The sequence below is a fragment of the Halorubrum salsamenti genome (genome assembly GCF_007671685.1).
In the GTDB taxonomy this organism is placed as follows: Archaea; Halobacteriota; Halobacteria; order Halobacteriales; family Haloferacaceae; genus Halorubrum; species Halorubrum salsamenti.
Genome location: NZ_VCNL01000002.1, coordinates 469,861 through 484,169, shown reverse-complemented (window position 1 = coordinate 484,169; position 14,309 = coordinate 469,861). Strand labels below are relative to the sequence as shown.

At 68.5% G+C, this 14,309-nt stretch carries 13 protein-coding genes; 6 read left to right on the top strand and 7 right to left on the bottom strand.

Annotated features, from left to right (window positions below; all coding sequences use genetic code 11):
• Nucleotides 1-222 precede the first annotated feature (222 nt).
• From FGL94_RS06910 to FGL94_RS06900, 3 genes are read left to right on the top strand one after another with little or no spacing between them, the layout of a single operon-like run.
• Nucleotides 223-1,575, top strand: coding sequence for a ribonuclease J (locus FGL94_RS06910; RefSeq protein WP_144922577.1), 1,353 nt, complete (start codon nucleotides 223-225; stop codon nucleotides 1,573-1,575).
• Nucleotides 1,572-2,618 carry a geranylfarnesyl diphosphate synthase gene (idsA3, locus tag FGL94_RS06905; protein ID WP_144922574.1) on the top strand — a complete coding sequence of 349 codons (1,047 nt, stop codon included), beginning with the start codon at nucleotides 1,572-1,574 and terminating at the stop codon, nucleotides 2,616-2,618. Before FGL94_RS06910 ends, idsA3 begins: the two co-directional genes overlap by 4 nt.
• Before the next feature lie 45 nt (nucleotides 2,619-2,663).
• Entirely contained in the window at nucleotides 2,664-3,590 is a 927-nt protein-coding gene (locus FGL94_RS06900) for a DMT family transporter (protein WP_144922570.1), read from the top strand.
• A gap of 287 nt (nucleotides 3,591-3,877) precedes the next feature.
• On the opposite strand, the gene FGL94_RS06895 is transcribed toward FGL94_RS06900, so the two are convergent.
• From FGL94_RS06895 to FGL94_RS06885, 3 genes are all read right to left on the bottom strand, one after another.
• Complete coding sequence (locus tag FGL94_RS06895) at nucleotides 3,878-4,429, bottom strand: HIT family protein (protein WP_144922567.1); 552 nt, start codon at nucleotides 4,427-4,429, stop codon at nucleotides 3,878-3,880.
• Nucleotides 4,429-5,337 carry a type II methionyl aminopeptidase gene (gene map / locus FGL94_RS06890; RefSeq protein WP_144922564.1) on the bottom strand — a complete coding sequence of 303 codons (909 nt, stop codon included), beginning with the start codon at nucleotides 5,335-5,337 and terminating at the stop codon, nucleotides 4,429-4,431. Before map ends, FGL94_RS06895 begins: the two co-directional genes overlap by 1 nt.
• A 101-nt stretch (nucleotides 5,338-5,438) precedes the next feature.
• Complete coding sequence (locus tag FGL94_RS06885) at nucleotides 5,439-7,724, bottom strand: histidine kinase N-terminal 7TM domain-containing protein (RefSeq protein ID WP_144922561.1); 2,286 nt, start codon at nucleotides 7,722-7,724, stop codon at nucleotides 5,439-5,441.
• A gap of 79 nt (nucleotides 7,725-7,803) precedes the next feature.
• Here FGL94_RS06885 and bcp point away from each other — a divergent pair, with 79 nt between their 5' ends.
• Nucleotides 7,804-8,271: a thioredoxin-dependent thiol peroxidase gene (gene bcp / locus FGL94_RS06880; RefSeq protein WP_144922558.1), complete on the top strand. Its 468-nt coding sequence runs from the start codon at nucleotides 7,804-7,806 to the stop codon at nucleotides 8,269-8,271.
• Between the two features lie 442 nt (nucleotides 8,272-8,713).
• Here bcp and FGL94_RS06875 read toward each other — a convergent pair whose 3' ends face one another.
• Genes FGL94_RS06875 through FGL94_RS06865 form a run of 3 tightly spaced genes read right to left on the bottom strand, consistent with a single transcriptional unit; the run spans nucleotide 8,714 to nucleotide 11,126 of the window.
• Nucleotides 8,714-9,478, bottom strand: coding sequence for an ABC transporter ATP-binding protein (locus FGL94_RS06875; RefSeq protein ID WP_144922555.1), 765 nt, complete (start codon nucleotides 9,476-9,478; stop codon nucleotides 8,714-8,716).
• Entirely contained in the window at nucleotides 9,478-10,194 is a 717-nt protein-coding gene (locus FGL94_RS06870) for an ABC transporter permease (RefSeq protein ID WP_144922552.1), read from the bottom strand. The genes FGL94_RS06875 and FGL94_RS06870 overlap by 1 nt, the downstream gene beginning before the upstream one ends.
• Nucleotides 10,195-10,196: 2 nt before the next feature.
• A complete protein-coding gene (locus tag FGL94_RS06865; RefSeq protein WP_144922549.1) occupies nucleotides 10,197-11,126 on the bottom strand; it encodes a substrate-binding domain-containing protein in 930 nt (309 codons plus the stop codon).
• A gap of 246 nt (nucleotides 11,127-11,372) precedes the next feature.
• On the opposite strand from FGL94_RS06865, the gene FGL94_RS06860 reads away from it, so the two are divergent.
• Both FGL94_RS06860 and FGL94_RS18775 read left to right on the top strand, forming a co-directional pair.
• Nucleotides 11,373-12,125, top strand: a complete 753-nt coding sequence (locus FGL94_RS06860) for a TOBE domain-containing protein (protein WP_144922546.1) — start codon at nucleotides 11,373-11,375, stop codon at nucleotides 12,123-12,125.
• 63 nt (nucleotides 12,126-12,188) lie between these two features.
• Nucleotides 12,189-12,314: a hypothetical protein gene (locus FGL94_RS18775; RefSeq protein ID WP_277752608.1), complete on the top strand. Its 126-nt coding sequence runs from the start codon at nucleotides 12,189-12,191 to the stop codon at nucleotides 12,312-12,314.
• Nucleotides 12,315-12,339: 25 nt separating this feature from the next.
• Here FGL94_RS18775 and infB read toward each other — a convergent pair whose 3' ends face one another.
• Nucleotides 12,340-14,133 carry a translation initiation factor IF-2 gene (gene infB, locus FGL94_RS06855; protein ID WP_144922543.1) on the bottom strand — a complete coding sequence of 598 codons (1,794 nt, stop codon included), beginning with the start codon at nucleotides 14,131-14,133 and terminating at the stop codon, nucleotides 12,340-12,342.
• Between the last annotated feature and the right edge of the window lie 176 nt (nucleotides 14,134-14,309).

Below are 14,309 nucleotides of genomic sequence, written 5' to 3'. Positions count from 1 at the left end.
AGTTGCGGCGGTCGACGGCGATCGGTCGAGAACGCGCTCGAACCCGGGTGTTTTTAAGACGGGCCGCTGTACCTCCGGATACCACACTCCCGCGGGACACGGTGAGTCGACGTCGGCTCGGCCGTAGCGGGGCCTCAACGACGCGCGGACGAACGTAGCGCTGACGGCTCCTTGCGGGGTTTCAGTGATGGACGCCCATCACAGTGTTCGAACCCACAAACCATGGAAATAGAAATTGCGACACTCGGCGGTTACGAAGAGGTCGGTCGACAGATGACGGCGGTCCGAGCGGGCGACGACATCGTCATCTTCGACATGGGCCTGAACCTCAGTAAGGTCCTCATCCACGACAACGTGGAGACCGAGAGCATGCACAGCCTCGACCTGATCGACATGGGCGCGATCCCGGACGACCGCGTCATGAGCGAGCTGGAGGGCGACGTCCAGGCGATCGTTCCCACGCACGGTCACCTCGACCACATCGCGGGCATCCCGAAGCTCGCGCACCGGTACGACGCGCCCATCGTCGGCTCCCCGTACACGATCGAGCTGGTCAAACAGCAGATCGACGACGAGGGGAAGTTCCAGGTCGACAACGACCTCGTGAAGATGAAGGCGGGCGGCACGATGGCCATCGGCGACTCCGAGCAGGTCGAGATGGAGTTCGTCAACGTCACCCACTCGATCATCGACGCGATCAACCCGGTCCTCCACACGCCCGAGGGCGCCGTCGTCTACGGGCTCGACAAGCGACTGGACCACGACCCCGTCATCGGCGACCCGATCGACATGGACCGGTTCCGCGAGATCGGCCGTCAGGACGAGGGCGTCCTCTGTTACATCGAGGACTGTACGAACGCCGGCCGGAAGGGCCGAACGCCCTCCGAGTCGTACGCCAAGAAGCACGTCGAGGACACGCTGACGTCGATGGAGGACTACTCGGGCGGAATCGTCGCCACGACGTTCTCCTCCCACATCGCCCGCGTGAAGACCCTCGTCGAGTACGCCCGAGAGATCGGCCGCCAGCCGGTCCTGCTCGGTCGCTCGATGGAGAAGTACTCGGGCACCGCGGAACGGCTCGACTTCGTCGACTTCCAGGGCGACGTCGGCATGTACGGCCACCGGAAGTCGGTCGACCGCGCGTTCAAGCGGATCATGAAGGAGGGGAAGGGCAACTTCCTCCCGATCGTGACGGGCCACCAAGGCGAGCCGCGCGCGATGCTCACCCGCATGGGCCGCGGCGAGACCCCGTACGAAATCGAGAACGGCGACAAGGTCGTCTTCAGCGCGAGCATCATTCCGGAGCCGACCAACGAGGGGCAGCGGTACCAGTCCGAACAGCTCCTCCGGATGCAGGGCGCGCGTCTCTACGACGACATCCACGTCTCCGGCCACCTCCGCGAGGAGGGCCACTACGAGATGCTGGACGCGCTCCAGCCCCAGCACCTTATCCCCGGTCACCAGACGCTGAAGGGTCGTTCGCCGTACGTCGACCTCGCGAAGTCGCAGGGGTACAAGCTCGGACGTGACGTGCACGTCACGCAGAACGGGAGCGTTATCCAGCTCGTCGAATGACGAGCGAGACGAAGGAGGCGCGGGTGCTGGAAGCCATCCGCGAGCGGCGTGACCTCGTCAACGCCGCTATCGACGAGGAGCTGCCGGTACAGCACCCGGAGCGGCTCTACGAGGCGGCGCGGTACATCCTCGAAGCCGGCGGCAAGCGGCTCCGGCCGACGGTGACGACGCTGGCCGCGGAGGCGGTGACCGGTACCGATCCGCTGGCCGCCGACTTCCGCGAGTTCGCGGCCCTCGACGGCAACACCGTCGACGTGATGCGCGCCGCGGTCGCGATCGAGGTGATCCAGTCGTTCACGCTGATCCACGACGACATCATGGACGAGGACGACCTGCGGCGGGGCGTCCCGGCCGTCCACGAGCAGTACGACACCTCGACCGCCATCCTCGCCGGCGACACGCTCTACTCGAAGGCGTTCGAGTTTATGACGGAGACGGGCTCCGACCCGGCCAACGGGCTGGAGGCGATGCGGATGCTCGCGTCCACCTGCACCCAGATCTGCGAGGGACAGGCGCTCGACGTCGCCTTCGAGTCGCGCGACGACATCCTCCCGGACGAGTACCTGGAGATGGTCGAGCTGAAGACCGCCGTCCTCTACGGCGCCTCGGCCGCGACGCCCGCCGTCCTGCTCGGCGCGGACGACGAGGTCGTCGACGCCCTCTACCAGTACGGGATCGACTCGGGGCGGGCGTTCCAGATCCAGGACGACGTGCTCGATCTGACCGTCCCCTCCGAGGATCTGGGCAAGCAGCGCGGCTCCGACCTCGTCGAGGGGAAGGAGACGCTGATCACCCTCCACGCCCGGCAGCAGGGCGTCGACGTGGACGGGCTGGTCGACGCCGACACCCCCGCCGAGGTGACCGAGGAGGCCATCGACGAGGCGGTGGCGGCCCTCGAAGAGGTCGGCTCGATCGCGTACGCCCGCGAGACGGCCGAGGACCTCACGGAGCGGTCGAAGGAACACCTCGAAATCCTCCCCGAGAGCGGGTCCCGAGAGCTGTTAGCGGACCTCGCGGACTACCTGATCGTCCGCGGCTACTGAGGCGAAACGGACACCGCTTTACACTCTAAAGCCGTCTCTCCGTTCGTGTCCAGGTACCGAGATATCGCCCTCTTCTTCGCGCTCGCGCTGCTTTGGGGCGGTTCCTTCGTCGCGATCGAAGTCGGGCTCGACTACTACCCGCCCGTGCTGTACGCCGCCTATCGGTTCGATCTGGCGGCGCTGGTGCTCGTGTCGTACGTTCTCCTCACCGAGAGCGAGTCGGTCCCGCGGACCCGCGGTGATCTGGCCGCGATCGGGTTCAGCGGCGGCCTCTCCGTCGCCGCCAACAACTCCCTGCTGTTCGTCGGTCAGCAGTACACGACGAGCGGGATCGCTTCGATCACCTACAGCCTCGTCCCCATCGCGACCGCAGCGGTCGCGGCCGTCTGGATCGGCGGCTCGGACCTCGACGCCCGGGGTGCGCTCGGCGTGGTGCTCGCGTTCGTGGGCGTCGGGCTCGTCGCCCAGCCAGACCCCGCGAACCTCGCCGGCGGCGTCACGATCGGCGTCGGAATCATCTCGATCGGCGTGATCGCGGTCGCGGTCGGCAGCGTCGGGCTCCGCACCGTGGAGACGAGCTTTTCAAGCGTTTCGCTCACCGGGTGGGCGATGCTGTTCGGCGCGCTGTTGATCCACGGATTCAGCCTCGGGCTCGGCGAGCCGCAGCGGCTCCCGTCGACCGCGCTCCCGGCGCTCGGCGCGCTGCTGTTCCTCGGCGTGCTGGCCTCGGCGGTCGCGTACGTCATCTACTTCACGCTGCTCGACCGGCTGGGGCCCTTCGAGATCAACCTCGTCTCCTACGTCGTTCCCGTGGTGGCGACGGTGACTGGCGCGCTCTTGCTCGCCGAGCCCGTGACGCCGCTGACGGTCGCCGGCTTCGCCGTCATCGTCGTCGGGTTCGGCCTCCTCAAGCGGCACGCGATCGCCGACGAGGTGCCGCGGCTCCTCTCGCGGGTCGGCGGGCTGTTTTAAACTGGTCGTCGAGCCGATCGCCGAAGGGTACCTCCCGATCGCTGGCGGGAGTACGTGTATCAGGTCGTCTCGGTGATTGTTTGTAGGTAATAGAATGGTGTCGCTGGCGGCTGTTTATCAGCGATCAATGGCTCGACGGTGAACATCCCCAAAGCCCCAGTCGCGACCGAAACCGCACCTCACGCCTCCCCAGCCTCGTCGGCCTCCCGTCGCTTCGCTCCGGTCGGCCGACTCCCTCGCACGCGCGCCTCCGCACAGTTTATTTATAAGCGATCGTCGCTGTCGCTTCAGACATCGAAGTCGAGCCTGACCGCCTCGCCGGCCTCTGCGTCGCCCGAGTCGACCACGTCGTCGCCGGCGGCGAAGCCGGCGTGGAGGTGCTCGTAGGTGCGGTCGATCGCCTCCACGATCACCTTCGTGTCCCCCGTGACGGGCATGAAGTTCGTGTCGCCGTCCCACCGCGGGACCACGTGGGTGTGGAGGTGGTCGATCGAGCCGCCGGCCGCCGAGGCGCCGAGGTTCTGTCCGGTGTTCACTCCGTCGGGGTCCACGTCGTATCGCAACGCCGCGAGCGTCGCCGCCTTCAGCTTCGCGTGATCGAGGAGGATCGCGTCGTCGAGGTCGGTCGGGTCCTCGCGGTGCTCGTTCGGGATCACCATGGCGTGACCCGGATTGTACGGGGCGTTGTTCAACAGGACGTAGTTGCGCTCGCTGCGGGCGACGACCCGTGCCTCACGGGCGTCCTCGCGCTCCGGCAGGACGCAGAACGGGCAGCCGTCGATCGGGTCGGAGTCGCGCTCGACCCACTCGATCCGCCACGGCGCGTAGATCCGGTCCATCAGTCGTCGAAGCCGTGGATGCCCGCGGTCGTCACCTCGACGCCGTCATCGGTGACGAGCAGGGTGTGTTCCGCCTGGCTCACCAAGGCGTCGTCTGCCTCCTTCAGGACGGGGTACCCCTTCACCGCGTTCGCCTGCTTCAGCCGACGGAGGGCCATCTCCACGCGGTCGCCCTCCAGCCACCGCGCCGCGAACGGGAGGTCGTCGAACGCCTCGATCTCCTCGAGGGCCCGCCGCGCGCGGCGGTCGCGGACGCTCGCGGAGCCCGTCCGCTCGAAGATCTCCTCTTCTGTCCCCTCGCCGACCTTCCCGCGGCCGTCGGTGGCGAACGGCTCGATGGCGACCGCCTGCCCCGGCTCCAGCTCGACCGAGCGGTCGACGCCCCGGTTCGGCACCGTCGGTCCCGTGTGCGCGTCGTAGCGCTCGACCCCGTGCCCGGAGAGGTTCAGGACGGGCGTGTAGCCGTACCCGCGGATCACGTCCTCGATCGCCTGACCGACGACGCCGACCTCGACGCCCGGTCCGGCCTCGTCGACCGCGGCTTCCAAGGCCATCTCGGCGGCCTCGACCAGCTCGGGGGTCCCCGTGTGGTCGACCGTGACCGCGGCGTCGGCGATGTAGCCGTCGACGTGGACTCCGACGTCGAGACACACCATCTCCTCGCCGAACTCGACCTCGTCGTCGCGCCCCGGTGTGGCGTGGGACGCCTCGGGGTCGACGCTGATGTTGACGGGGAACGCGAGCCCCGCGTCCCGCTCGCGGATGAAGTCCTCCGTCCACTCGGCGACCTCGAGGTGTGTCCGCCCCGGCTCGACCATCTCGCGGGCCTCGTTCATCGCCTCGACCAACACCGCACCGGCCTCCCGGTAGCTCTCGATCGCGTCGTCGTCCAGGGATCCGTGGCTCATGTCATCGAGTTCGGCGACCGACCGCAAAGAGGTTGCGGAGGGAGTTCGCGGGCCCGCAACGGGTCGGGAGGCGGGCCACAGCGCGCGGTCGTGGCGCGCGGTCACGGCGCGGGGTCGCGGTCGGCCGACGGGACCCCGCCGGCGGCCGGGTCGCGATCGGATCTCGGACCGTCGTCCGCCTTCGTCTCCGTCTCGGCGCCCGCGACCGCCCCCTCGGGCCCTTCCGGATCCGCGGACTCAGACGCCTCTTCCCCCTCTTCTGATTCCTCCTCCTCCCCCTCCGCAGCGTCGCCGTCGGGCGTCGGGAGCCACATCGTGATCAGCGTCCCCGTCGGCTCGCGCGTGTGGATCTCCAGATCCCCGCCGGACTCGGTGACGATCCAGTGGACGAGCCAGAGGCCCAACCCGCTCGCGTGTTCGAGCGCGGTCTCTCTGGTCTCCGAGAACACGCTCCGCTCGACCGGCGGGATCCCCGGGCCGTTGTCCGCGACGGCGATCCGGTAGCCGCCGTCGTCCGGGTCGACGGCCGCCTCGACGATCGGCTGGTCCGCGTCGTTGTGGACGACCGCGTTCTCCAACACGTTCCGGACCGCGGACTCCAACAGCTCGTCCGCGCACACCACCGCCGCGTCCGGCGTCGACACCGTCACCGTCGCCTCCGGGAACGACGACGCGAGCGAGTCGCAGAGCCGCGCGACCAGCGCCGACAGGTCGATCTCCGCGCGCGCTCCGTCGCTGTGGAGCGCGACATCGATCTCGCGGGCCTGGTCGCTGAGATGCGTCAGCGTCTCGACCTTCCGGTCGATGACGTCGAGGTACTCGCCCCCCTCGTCGTCGATGTGGTCACGCAGGAGGTCCGCGTACCCACCGATGACGTTCGTGTCGTTTTTCAGATCGTGTCTGAGGACCCGGTTGAGTACTTGGAGCCGCTGTTCGTACCGCCGGCTCTCGGTCACGTCGGTGGCGGTTATCACCACCTCCTCGGTGTCCTTAAACAGGCGCTCGACCGTCGTCTCGAACCGGCGCCAGTTCCCGTCGGCGTGCGCGATCCGATGGTCGAGCGACTGCTGTTCGTCGGTCTCGAAGGCCTGCTCGAACGCGCGCTGCGCCTCCCGCTGGTCGTCGGGGTGGACGAGATCGATCACCGGCCGCCCCTCGATCGCCGCGGGCGAGTGACCGAGCAGCCGCTCTATCGACGGGCTCACGTACCGGAGCAGCCCGTCGGTTCCACAGACGGCGATGACGTTCGGCGACTTCTCGATGAGCGCCCGATAGCGCCGCTGGAGCGTCTCGCGCTCGGTGACGTCGCGGAACAGGAGGACGGTCCCTCCCGCCGTCTCACTACCGCTCTCGTATCCGATCCCCGCGGTGGCGATCGAGTGGGCGGCGACGGTCAGGAAGCGGGGGGCGGAGTCCCCGTTGAGGGTCACCCTGAGATCGCCGTCCGGTTCCGGCCCGGCACCGCGGTCGGAACGCTTCCCGCTGGCGGTCCCGGTCGACGACGCGAGATCGGCTACGGCCGGCACGTCCTCGAACGCCGTCTCGACGTCACGGCCGACCGCCGCGGACGGGAACAGCCGGCGTGCCGGCTGATTCAAATCGACGACGCGACCGTCGGCGTCGACGACCACGACCCCGTCCGAGAGGTTCGAGAACACCGCGTCGCGGGCGACCGGTGAGAGGTCGAGGAGTCGGTGTCGAAACACGACCCAACCAAGTAGGCCTGAAGTGGCCGCGAACGTGACCGGCGTGAGGTCGACGAACACGGGACCGAGAAATCCCGCAACCCCGACGACACCGACGGTCATCGGCGCGAGGCCGGCGGCGAGCAGAAGCACGGCCTGCCGCCGGAACACGCCGTCCCGGACGAGTGCGGCGTAGCCGAGCACACCGAAGGTGAACAGGTTCACCGCGTAGCTGTACGTCATGAAGCCGATGAGCGCCGGCGTCGGCAGATACTCCGTAACGAGGTACCCGTTCGCGCCGTCCAGCGACGGAGACGTGTAAAAGAGCGGGTCGGCGCCGAGAGCGAGAACTCCGCCGACGGCGGCCGCGGGAACGAGACAGAGGAGGACGAACCGACGGGGTCTGAGCCACGACATCCAGCCGACGTACGCGAACACGAACGCGGGCCAGGCGACGGCGAGCGCCGCGATCCCGACCCAGACGAGGCGGTTCCACAACAGGGTCGCCTCGAGCGTCGCCGCCGACAGCTGCGCCGCGTACGCCAGCGACCAGACCCCGCTGGCGACGGTGACCGCGACGAAGCTCCGCACGAGCGGCGTCTCCTTCCGGGCCCGGTTTCTGACGGCGTACACGGCGAAGGAGAACGACGCGAGCGCCGCCACGAGCAACGGTGCCGTGTACGGCGTCGGTTGCCACTCCATCGATACCGGCTCCATGACAGTGGCGGGTAAAAAAGAACCGGACCGAACGTCCTAATACCGGGGCGAAACCACGGGACGTATGCTCGAACCGGGCGATCCCGCACCCGAGATCACGCTGTCTGACCAGCACGGAGCCACCGTCACCGTCGACCCGTCCGCGGCGCGTTACACGGTCGTCTACTTCTACCCCCGGGCCGACACGCCGGGCTGTACGACCGAGGCCTGCGGCTTCCGCGACGAGTGGGACGCCTTCGAGGGCGCCGACGTCGCGGTCGTCGGGGTCAGCGACGACCCCGTCGAGGACCTCGAACCGTTCGCCGAGGAGTACGACCTCCCGTTCACGCTGCTTTCGGACCCCGACGGCGAGGTCGCGAGCGCGTACGACTCCTACGGAGAGAAGCAGATGTTCGGCAACACCTTCGACGGCGTGTTCCGGAACACGTACGTCCTCGACGCTGACGGGACGGTCGCGCTCGCCTACGAGGGCGTCTCCCCCGAGGACCACGCGGTCGAGATACTCGACGACATCGAGGCGCTGGAGAACTGATGATCGACAGCGAGATCGCTTATAAATAAACTGTGCGGTGGCGCGCGCCTCCGAGCGGCCGCCACTGGCGACCGCGAGGAGTGAGGGACCGAAGGTCCCTCTGACAGCCGGCGGCGAAGCCGCCGACGAGGCTGGGGAGGCGTGAGGCGGTGCGGTTGGTCGGGTGGACTCAAAGGAGCAGTCGCGAGGACGGCGCAGGCGACGTAAGTAGCGTGGCGCTACGCGCCACGGAAAGCCGGCGGCGAAGCCGCCGGCGACACCGCAAGGAGCGAACGAAGTGAGCGACTGAGGAGCACAGCGAGCGTGCGCCGTCCTCGCGACTGGGGCTTTGGAAGTGTTCACCGCAAACCCATCGATCACGTATAAACAGCTGATAGCAACACCACTCGTTCATTTATAAACGACTACCCGATCGATCTGCGATACATACTCCCAGTACGCGTCAGTACACCAGCTCGCCCGAGATGAACTTCCGAGTGCGCTCGTCCGAGGGGTCCTCGAAGATCCGTTCCGTCGGCCCGATCTCCGTGATCCCGTCGTCGAGCAGCACCGCGACCCTGTCCGCGACCCGCTCGGCCTGATGCATGTCGTGCGTGGCGGCGACGACGCCGATCCCGCGGTCTCGCGCCTCGCCGATCGCGTCCTCGATGACCGCGGTGTTGCGCGGATCGAGGTCGGAGGTCGGCTCGTCGAGGAGGAGGACGTCAGGTTCGTACGCCAGCGCGCGGGCGAACGACACCCGCTGGGCCTCGCCGCCGGACAGCGAGTCGGCCTGCTGTACCACCTTCTGGGTCAACCCGACCACGTCGAGCGCTTCGTGGACGGCGTCGGCGACCCCGTTGGACCGGACGAGCCCGGCGACCTCGTCGTGGAGCCGGTCGCGCCACGACCGGCGGACGCGGAGCCCGTACTCCACGTTTCGAGCGACGGACGCGTCGAAGAGGCTCGCCTCCTGAAACACCATCCCGACCCGACGCCGGAGCGCCCGACGTTCGGCGGCGTCGACAGCCCACGCGTCGGTGCCGTCGAGCGCGACGGTGCCCTCGTCCGGTTCGAGCGAGAGCGCGAGCAGTCGGAGCAGCGTCGTCTTGCCGACGCCGGAGGGGCCGATGACGGCCACGACCTCTCCCGACCCGACCTCGATGGAGAGGTTCCGGAGCACGGTCTCGTCGCCGTACGACCGCGAGGCGTTCGCGACCCGGAGCATCAGCTCTGGACCCCCCGGTCGCCGAAGCGGACGACGACCGCGTTGACCGTCAACACGAGCGCGACGAGCACCGCGCCGAGCACCATCGCGGTCTGGTACTGCCCCTGTCTGGCCTCCAGTTGGATCGCGGTGGTGAGGGTTCGCGTCTTCGAGATGCCGTCCGCGCTGGTGATGTTGCCGCCGACGATGAGCACGGAGCCGACCTCGCTGATCGCGCGGCCGAACCCGGCCAGTATCGCAGTCGCGATCCCGTACCGCGCCTCCTTCAACACGACGAGCGCGACGTCGAGCCGCGTCCCGCCGAGGACGCGCGCGGCGTCGCGGACGCCGTCGTCGACCCCCGTGATCGCGGCGAGGCTGATCGCCGTGATCGGCGGCGTCGCGAGCACGAACTGGGACATGATCATCGCCTCCTTGGTGAAGATGAGATTGAGCGATCCCAGGGGTCCCTGGTTTGAGACCGCGAACAGGACGACGAGGCCGACGACGACGCTCGGGAACCCCATCCCCGTGTTGATCACCGACTTGACGAACCGCTTGCCGGGGAAGTCGGCGAAACCCAACAGGACCGCGACCGGGACGCTGACGAGCGTGCTCAGCGTCACCGCGAGGACGCTCACGTACAGCGAGACGACGATGATGCTCCGGACGTACCCCTCCCTGAACGGGAGGTCGAGGAGTGCCGGCACCAGTTGGACGGCCGAGTCGACTGGCACGCTTACGCGTCCGAGCCGTCGCTACTCCAACCCTCCGGAACGTACTGCTGGAAGTCGGGGTCCTCCGAGACCGCTTCGGGGAAGAACAGCTGTTCCCCGTTCACCTGGTACTCCGAGATCGAGCTCTGGACGCCCGGACTGGTGATCCAGCCGATGTACGCCATCCCGAGGTCGTAGTTGGCGTTCTCGTGGACGCCGGGATTGACGACCATGATCCCGTAGGGGTTCGCGAGGATCTCCGGCCCGTCCTCGATGGGTCCCTGCACGAGGATCGTGAGATCGACCTCGGAGCGCTGGGAGATGAACGTCCCGCGGTCCGAGAGCGTGTACGCCCCCTGCTGGTTGGCGACGTTCAGCGCCTCGCCCATCCCGGTGCCGGTCTCCTGGTACCAGTCGCCGCCGGGCTCGGTGCCCGCGGCCTCCCAGAGATTGAGTTCCTTCGTGTGCGTCCCGGAGTTGTCGCCGCGAGAGACGAACGTCGCCCCCGCGTCGGCGATGGCCGTCAGCGCCTCCGTCGCCGAGTCCATCCCCTGGATCCCCGCCGGGTCGCTCTCCGGCCCGACGATGACGAAGTCGTTGAACATCAGGTCGCGGCGGTTGACCCCGTACCCGTTGCGCAGGAACTCGTCTTCGAGCCCGCGGGCGTGGACCATCACCACGTCAGAGTCGCCGTTGCGGGCCGACTCCAAGGCCGCGCCGGTCCCCTGGGCGACGGCGTCGACGGTGACGCCGTACATCTCCTCGAAGTCGGTGTGGATCTCGTCGAGCAGCCCCGTGTCGTAGGTGCTCGTCGTCGTCGTGAGCGTGAGCGTCTCGCCGGCCACGGCGGCCTGGTCGTCGCTGCCGCCGATCCCCAGCTGCGTGCAGCCGGCTGTACTCGCGACTGCACCTGCACCGAGCGCGGCGACGAATCGTCGTCGATGTATCGACATGGACACACCGATGGGCCGATGTCGGATATAGCTTCTGCCGCGATCGTAACCGATACCGATTATGTGAAATCGGAAGCGGGCGATGGGCGCGTCTGGTAGAGACGGTGACGGCGTTCGCTCCGGCGGTCCGATCGCCTCCGCTCCGGCCTCGATCTCGTCCGGAGGCAGTTACGTCCCGGACGCGGCTACGCGGAGAGCCGCGGTCGGAGGGAAAACACCAACACCTCGCGGGGCGACGGTCGGTGTATGGACGAAACGGGCGGCGCCGCGGGCCGCGGCCGGGCCGCGCTCATCGAGGACGGCGTCGAGTTCGACGGCCGCGACGCCGCGCTTCTCCGAGCGGTCCACGAGGCGGGGTCGGTCGCCGGCGCGGCCTCGGATCTGGGTCGCTCCCGCGCCCGCGCCCTCTCGCGGATCGAGGCGTTGGAGGACGCGTTCGGGACCCTCGTCGAGCGCCAGCGCGGCGGCTCCGGCGGCGGCGGCAGCCGGCTCTCGGGAGCCGGTCGCGACCTCCTCGACCGGTACGACCGCCTTCAAGCCGTGCTCGCCGCGACCGCGCAGGTTCCGGAAACGGTGTTCGACGGGACGGTCGCGAGCGTCGACGGCGAGCTGGCCGACGTCGACACCGCGGTCGGAGAGGTGCGCGGTCTCCACGATGGGGGAGACGACGGGAGCGACGCCCGCGACACGGTGGCGGTCGGCGACGCCGTGCAGGTGCGGATCGGCGCCGACGCGGTGACCGTTTATAAAGGCGACGAGCGGGTCGACCCGGACTCGACGAGCGCCCGGAACCGGCTTCGCGGCGAGGTCGTCGGGATCGACGCGGGCGAGACGGTGTCGACGGTGCGGGTCGCGGTTTCGGGCGTCGCGTTCCGGGTGTTGATCACGGCCGAGAGCGCGGAGCGGTTGGAGCTGGACGCGGGCGACGCCGTGGCGATCCGCTGGAAGGCGACCGCGACGCGGGTGGTAGAGCACGTGGGACGGTCGGTCCGGGAGTGAGGTCGACCGTCGCGTCTCCCGGCGACGTCGACGACGGTTATCCCCCGTTTCACCCCTAGACACGTGACACACGACGTCCCCGGCGACGATGACAGAGCGCGACGGTGGTGTGAGAACTGTCGGATCGCGGTCGAGCCGGTCGACGGCGAGCGCGGTCCGGAGTGTCCGAGCTGCGGCGAGGCGCTCTGAGGGCGTCCACCTCGGCCCCGACGACTCACTTCCCCCAGAAGGGGTCCCGCTTCCGCTTGGTCTCCAGGTACGCCGAGAGCGCCTCGCGCTCGTCGGCCGTGATCTCCTCTTTCAGCTCCTGTTCGAGGATCTTCGCGTGCTTCTCGGGGACCTCCGTCCAGAGGGTGTCGCCCTCCTCGATGTCGCGGCCGACGGTGGGGCCGTCGATGGCGATGCTCACGCGCTCGCCGGCGCGCGCCTCGTCCACGTCGTCGCCCTGCTTTTGAATGCCGGAGAGCTGGCCGGCGCGCTCGAACTCGTTGCCCTCGAAGGCGCCGACGTTGCGGTTGTTCTGGACCGTCCCGGAGATGACCTCGACGCCGACGACCGCGGGGTCGTTCTGGCGGAACGTGTGGTCGGGGAGGATCCGGAAGCGCGCGGGGCGGACGACCTTGTCGAGCACCGTCTCCTGTTGAGCGCGCTGTTTCTCCTCGACGTACGTCTCGTAGTCCTCGATCAGCTGGTAGATCACGTCGTCGGTGAACAGCTTCACGTCGGCGTTCTCCAGCTCGGTCTCGGCGTTCGCGAGCAGATCGACGTTGAATCCGAGGATCGCCTTGTGCTCGTCCTGGTTCGCGGTCTCGGCCACGGCGATGTCGCGGGGCGCGATGTCGCCGACCTCCGCGCGCAGGATGGGGACCTCCGCCTCGCGGAGCGCGTTCGCCATCGCCTCTAAGGAACCGAGCGTGTCGGCCTTGACGACGACGCCGTTCTCGGCGGTATCCACCTCTATCTCCGCGAGCTCGGCCTTCACCTCCTCGACGACCTCGTCGATCGGGCGGTCACGGACGACCCGCACGGGCGCTCCGGCCATCGCCCGATCGAGGTCGGGCGCGGCGATCTTCACCCCGGCGGCGGCGCCGACCTCCGCCACCTTCTCGAACTTCTTCTCGGTGCGAATTTCCTCTAAGGGCCGCGGCTGGAGCAGCGCCCGGATCTCGGTGACGATCGGCTCGTCCTGCCCGCCGACGACGACCTGGTCGCCGTTGCGCACCACGCCGTCGTACACGACCGTGTCGATGGTGGCGCCGAAGCCGCGCTCGTCTTTGACTTCTAGGACCGTCCCCTCGCCGGGCCCGAAGACGTCGATCGCCATCTCCTCTTTCATGAACCGCTGGGAGAGCCCCATCAGGACGGTGAGCAGGTCGGGGACGCCCTCGCCCGTGATCGCCGAGAGCGGGACGACGCCGATGTTCTTCTGGAAGTCCTGCACGCGCCAGTAGAGGTCCGCCGAGAAGCCGGCGTCGGAGAGCTGGCCGATGATCTCGTAGAGGTTCTCGTTGAGCATCGACTCGGCGCGCTCCGACTGCGCCTCTAAGCTCCGCTGGATCGGCTGACCGTCCTGCGGGTTCCACCCCGGCGTCGTGTCCACCTTGTTGGCGGCGACGACGAAGGGGGTGCCGGTGCGTCTGAGAATGTCGATCGCCTCCTCGGTCTGGGGCTGGAAGCCGTCGTTGACGTCGACGACGAGCACCGCGATGTCTGCGAGCGCGCCGCCGCGCGCGCGCAGCGTCGAGAAGGAGTGGTGGCCCGGCGTGTCGATGAAGAGGAGGCCGGGGAGGTCGAAGTCGGTCGGGTCGATGAGCTCGCCCGCCATCCCCGAGATTGTGTCGAGCGGGATGTCGGTCGCCCCGATGTGTTGGGTGATCGCGCCGGCTTCGCCCTCGCTGACGGCGGAGCCACGGATCTTGTCGAGCAGGCTGGTCTTGCCGTGATCGACGTGGCCCAGCACGGCGACGATCGGCGTCCGAAGGGTGTCCGCGTTTGTGTGGTCGGTCATCAGTGATCGCCCCGAAAAGGTCGGTTATCTCCTGTTCGGCCCGGACGTCAGTTAAGCCTTTCAAAATGCGCCCGTCCGGATCGCGGGGGGAGCGGCCGCCGGGACCGCGACATCTCGGGGCGCTCGCCGGCGTCGCCACGCCCGGCACCCGTCTGTCGCCCGTCCGACGCCCCCGT

Excerpts from the sequence above, each read along its gene's own strand:
- FGL94_RS06865 (WP_144922549.1), bottom strand. The coding sequence starts at position 11,126 with ATGTCGATACATCGACGACGATTCGTCGCCGCGCTCGGTGCAGGTGCA.
- FGL94_RS06875 (WP_144922555.1), bottom strand. The coding sequence starts at position 9,478 with ATGCTCCGGGTCGCGAACGCCTCGCGGTCGTACGGCGACGAGACCGTG.
- bcp (WP_144922558.1), top strand. The coding sequence starts at position 7,804 with ATGCTCGAACCGGGCGATCCCGCACCCGAGATCACGCTGTCTGACCAG.
- idsA3 (WP_144922574.1), top strand. The coding sequence starts at position 1,572 with ATGACGAGCGAGACGAAGGAGGCGCGGGTGCTGGAAGCCATCCGCGAG.
- FGL94_RS06910 (WP_144922577.1), top strand. The coding sequence starts at position 223 with ATGGAAATAGAAATTGCGACACTCGGCGGTTACGAAGAGGTCGGTCGA.
- map (WP_144922564.1), bottom strand. The coding sequence starts at position 5,337 with ATGAGCCACGGATCCCTGGACGACGACGCGATCGAGAGCTACCGGGAG.
- FGL94_RS06895 (WP_144922567.1), bottom strand. The coding sequence starts at position 4,429 with ATGGACCGGATCTACGCGCCGTGGCGGATCGAGTGGGTCGAGCGCGAC.
- FGL94_RS06885 (WP_144922561.1), bottom strand. The coding sequence starts at position 7,724 with ATGGAGTGGCAACCGACGCCGTACACGGCACCGTTGCTCGTGGCGGCG.
- infB (WP_144922543.1), bottom strand. The coding sequence starts at position 14,133 with ATGACCGACCACACAAACGCGGACACCCTTCGGACGCCGATCGTCGCC.
- FGL94_RS06860 (WP_144922546.1), top strand. The coding sequence starts at position 11,373 with ATGGACGAAACGGGCGGCGCCGCGGGCCGCGGCCGGGCCGCGCTCATC.